The following is a 4,807-nucleotide window of genomic DNA, read 5'->3' on the forward strand; positions in this document are numbered from 1 at the left end:
GTCGAGGATCGGCAGGGCCTTGCCGGCGAGGTCGCGGATCGGGAAGAGCGTCAGCCAGCGGCGGGCGACCTCCTCGTCCGACCACCCCCGAACTCGCGGCGAATCGAGCCTCAGCAGCAGGTGGAGGTGGTTGTCCATCACCGCGAAGCCCGCGCAGTCGACGGCGAAGATCCCCACCAGCTCGCGCAACCGCTGAACGATCCAGTCCTTGCGATGCGACGCCCGTCGCCTGAGATGTGAACAGGCCAGGGACGCTCCAAGGGGGTCGTCCCTAGCCTACCGGACTTTACCTGTTGATGACGTCCGTCAAGGTGCCTTGAACCACTTGATCGTCAACTGATTCGACACATCTGCGGGAACGACCGGAGCGAAGGTTGGATCGCCGTTAGCATTCGGCTTGGGAAAACCTTTAAGTCGCATCGCTGTCCGGCCAACGATGACGTCCCGCGGCGGCGATTGTTCGCCAAAGCGGAGACCGAACCGTTCATCAGCAAACAGCTGCGTTACGAGAGAATCGAAGGTCTGTTCGGAGATCACGAATCCTCTCAAGTCTTTGCTATAGGGGACGTTCGTGAGATTGATTGTTCGGACGTTCTTATCCGGGTCTGCGAAGCTCAGGGTGAGGTCGGCCAGAGTCTGGTCCAGGTCGAGACCGCTGTCGAGCCCGATTACCAGTCCGCCAGCGGGTCGACGACTTGGTCCGTCGGCGCGGTCTGCTGCGACGATACCGAGGTTCCCGAGCCTGTAGGCGAGGGCCAACGTTGAGGTCGACCAGGTGAAAGTTGGCGTGGGGGAGGTCGGCTTGGGCTCCTCCTTAGCCGCGGCTTGGCTGCCATCAAGGACAGGGATGTAGAGCGATTGCGACACGCCGTAAGGAGTGGCGATCGAGGCCTCAACGGACTTCAGGCCGTTCCGCACTACGGTCTGGGCGCCGGCCGGAACCTTGACCTGCATCACCTGACGACTGAGTAGCGTAACGTCGTCACCTGTCAGCAGTTTGTTGCCGACGACCACGCTGGTTTGGTTTACGCTGAAATTGTCTCCCACGAGGAAGAGCGATGAGCCGTTGTCGATGCTGACGCCGGGCGAGCCGTACCAGCTTCGTAACTCGGGGGCTAGATCGGTCACGCCGACGTTGAAGAGCTCGAATCCGCCGCTCGTGTTCTCGTAGGGAACCTGGGCGATCATGGACTGCATCGGCAATTCGGCCGCAAGTTGCTTGACGCGGTTGACCAGCAGGGCGACGTCGCCGTCGCGATAAAGCCCGGCGTCGCAGATGCCCTGAGCCAATAGGAATGCTCGCTTGATCGTGCCACTCAACTTTAGGAACGTGACGGGATCGATCTCCGAGTGCTTGGGGCTGTTCAACTTGTACCAGTTCGACCGCGTCTCGAAGGTGACGTAGGGCACGAAGGACGGCATGATCACCAAGGCGACACACTCCCGCTGGCCGGGTTCCAACTCGAGCTGACGACGGTCCTGTTCACGAGTCGGCCCGCCGAGGATGGTGTCGCGCAGGGCGACCAAGTTGTTCTGAGTCGGCGGGGTCTGGTAACGGGGCTGAAATCTCCATCCGAATGTGTCTTCTCCATGCGAGAAGCCAATCTGGGTCCGGTTCAGAGCGATCGTTTCGGCTTGAAGCTCCAGCCGCCTCGCAAATCGCGTCATGCTCCTCGCACTGATGTTCCCGGTCACGAACGCCAGGGAGAGGGCGAACTGCATCTCGCGTGACCGAGTGAGCTGGTCGGCCAGGTTTTGCTCCTGATTGACCGGGTCGAGGGCGAAGACGTGGATCGGGAAGCGGTTTCGCACGTATTCGTTGAACGTGTCTCGGGCCTCGTCGGACGGGCATGGCAGGAAGAACGCCTGGTCGCCGCCGAGGACTGGCGCTCCTCCCTTGGCAGTAGCTGATTCGCGAATGTCCTGGATCAACCGTTCGTTGAGCATCACGCTTTCGACGAGAATCGCCCAGGCCATGGCGGCCGTGGTCGTATACTTGGGACCGTCGATCGGATCGTTCTGAATGCCGGCGTTGGGAAGCGAGGCGAGGAACGAAGAGCGAATGCTACGGAGGCCGACCTCGTCTCTGCTCTGGACCGCGCGAGCTAGGTCGGGTGTCGCGAAGTTCGACCAGAGTTCCGCACTCTCTGGCCGGGACAGCATGTCGTAGGCCGCCGTGACCTGGTCCTGGACGTATCCCGCAACACGATGATACAGAAGCAGAGTCGGATCATCCTTGTTGTCGAGCGGCTTGCGTAGTTGAACGTCGAACGCTTCGAAGGCGACCGGCAGAATAAGTTCTGGACCGTAGACCTCTCCCATCTGGGTCGAAGGGAATGCGTATCTAGCATTTCGAGCTCGTAAACCTGGTACGGAACTCGAACGGCTGCTTACATTGGCCAGCCCCTGCCCTACGGTGTCTCGCATGTTCTGAAGTAGCCGGGTGTCGGCTGCGGCTTGTTGCTCCGCATCGCCTGGGGGCTCTTCCATGCCGGCTGGGGCCTCCGGCGCTAATCCTGATGGCAGGGCCGTCGAAGTCGCGGACGCATTCCAGGAATTCCGCAATGACCTCGCGGCAGCGCGATTGTAGACCGCATCAGACCGACTCGGAGGAATAGTCGATATTGGTTCTGCGAGGGGAGACTCCTGAGAGGCCATCCGCACATTCGAGTCGGAATTTCGAGTGTGACTCGACACGGTCGGAGGGAACGGTCGCGGCGGGGGAATGTAGATAGGATTCTTGACGGTCGAAGCACTGTCCCGCTGGACCGAGTCCTGAAAACGGGAAGTCAATGCCAGTCGCCCGTCGGTCGTCGAACGCCCCCGCGCCTCTTGATCAGGGATTAAATATATTCCTCCCTGACCTGACACGCCCAAGCTTAGAGTCGTTGGAGTAGTCGGAGCCCCGCCGTCAGACACGCCCAAAACAGGCACGGTGCCTCCGGCGGGTTTCGACGCCTCCTTTACGCCTTCCTGCCGGGCTTTTCTCAGGGCTAAGAATCCACTACGAGAGGTTGGCGAGTTGAAAAACTCCGTCAAAGGCGTCGTCAGTTGTTCAACCAGGTCATTGACGACGAGGTTGCGAAAGGTCGTCGGCAACAAGTCGCGACCGAGATAAGGGGTGGCGGTTACGGTGATTTCGGCACCGTAGCCGTGTCGGGTGTGAGTGCCGGGCAGGATCGAGACGGGGAGGCGGACCAGGTGCAGTCCGTAGCCCGGCGAGTCGGCCGTATCGTCCCCTTCGTTGACGCGGCGGATCTCATGGAGGTGGTCCACGTAGCGCTTAAGTTGGTCCAACCGTTCCGCCGGTTCGAGCGACAGATTGATCGAGTCGCCGAAGGTTACATTCGTCGAGGTCGCCACATCACGTCGCTGAATGACGTCGGTATCGTTGAAGTCCTGAATGAGATCCCCGGCCGCGTTTTCGTCCGGCGGATCGATCGTAGGGAGTTCTTCCCCGGCGCCGAGCTGTTCTGGGGTCGGATTCGTCACCCCCGCCGCTCGAAGTGCGGCTCTCCGCCTTGAGATGACCTCACGGCTCGTCGATGCTGACGGCGGTAACATCGTGGCCGGAGTTCCGGAAACGGCGGCCGAGAGGCTCAAGGCCTGGGCGAGGAACGCTTGATCGCTCCGCGAGATCGAGGCTTGAAGAGTATCCGTGAACTTTCCCAGTTCTCCCGACAGGGTTTTCTCAAACTCGTCTCGGTATTTCATCAAGCGAGCTTGGCCCCAGACGTCAGGCTGCTTGGCGACGATTGTCCCGTACCAATCCACATGCTTTTCAAGACAATCGATCTCGCCCGCTAAGGCCTCGGCTGACGCAATCCCTTTGTGTCCATGCCATTTGGCCTTGAGCCGGTCCAACCAGTCCGATGCGACCAGGGCCGGCGGATTGGCTCCGAGCAGCAATCCGAACGCCGAAATCCCGGCGATCCAGCGTCGATTTCTTCGATATGACTCCAGTCGCATTATCGTTCCCTCTCTGTTTTATGGAAGAACCTGCGCTGTCGACCCAAAACGCAAGCTCCGAAGCCTCGCTTCAGGCTATCGACACGAAAGCCGTGCAGAATTGATTTGAAACGATTAAGATGAAAATGCGGGCTCGGTGGCCAGGTCCTAGATCCATTTCAAGAAGGTGTGACCTGGTATCCGGGAAGCGATGCTTGGCTACGGAATTCCTCGGGCGGGAACTCACCGACGAGGCGGCTTTGCGTAGTAGGGCCCTGAATTTAGGGAAAGCTCGCTCGGACGGTCTCGGGGTGAGGGAGGAGGGGGATGGACAAAAAACAGTAGCCGACCGGTTCGATGGCAATGTGCAGACCCCCCCCTTGGCTCGTTGCATGCGAGGTTGACCAACACCACGAGGTCGCCGGGCCACATGGCTAGGACGAGCTGCTCGAGGATATAGGTGCCGAACAGCTCGCCGCTGATCGCCACGGCAACAATGGCCGGTGATCATGCCGTCAGCCCGCTGGCCGACGACGCATCTGGTAGTCTCTCAATCGCCGTGGGGTAGAGACATGGCTCAGTGGGGCAATGGCGATCGCGTGGCACCATGCTTGGTTGCGAGGGCCATTCTGGTGAAGGAGCCACACAGGTCACGTACCTCATAGTCAGCCTGGTGAAACGGGGCCTTTTTAGCTCGGGCTCGTCAACCTGGTCTGGGGCTGAGGAAGCGACGGAGGATGCTCGCCGGTGGCTAGGGGGGGAACGATCCTGTCATGGGGTCGCGGAGAACCCGAATTGGTGCATCACGCCTCGGCAAGGGGGCGAGTTCGTCCTCACGCGCGCGTTAAGGGTGGGGCTT

At 60.4% G+C, this 4,807-nt stretch carries 1 protein-coding gene and 1 pseudogene; both read right to left on the reverse strand.

Features of this window, described 5'->3' with window-relative positions:
- Positions 1 to 189: pseudogene (locus G5C50_RS31885) on the reverse strand (hypothetical protein); the annotation flags it as partial.
- A 117-nt stretch (positions 190 to 306) separates the two neighbouring features.
- A complete protein-coding gene (locus G5C50_RS31890; protein WP_165076093.1) occupies positions 307 to 3,969 on the reverse strand; it encodes a hypothetical protein in 3,663 nt (1,220 codons plus the stop codon).
- Between the last annotated feature and the right edge of the window lie 838 nt (positions 3,970 to 4,807).

It is taken from the genome of Paludisphaera rhizosphaerae, from assembly GCF_011065895.1.
GTDB lineage: Bacteria > Planctomycetota > Planctomycetia > Isosphaerales > Isosphaeraceae > Paludisphaera > Paludisphaera rhizosphaerae.

Coding starts and splice junctions, on each gene's coding strand:
- G5C50_RS31890 (WP_165076093.1), bottom strand. CDS start 3,969: ATGCGACTGGAGTCATATCGAAGAAATCGACGCTGGATCGCCGGGATT.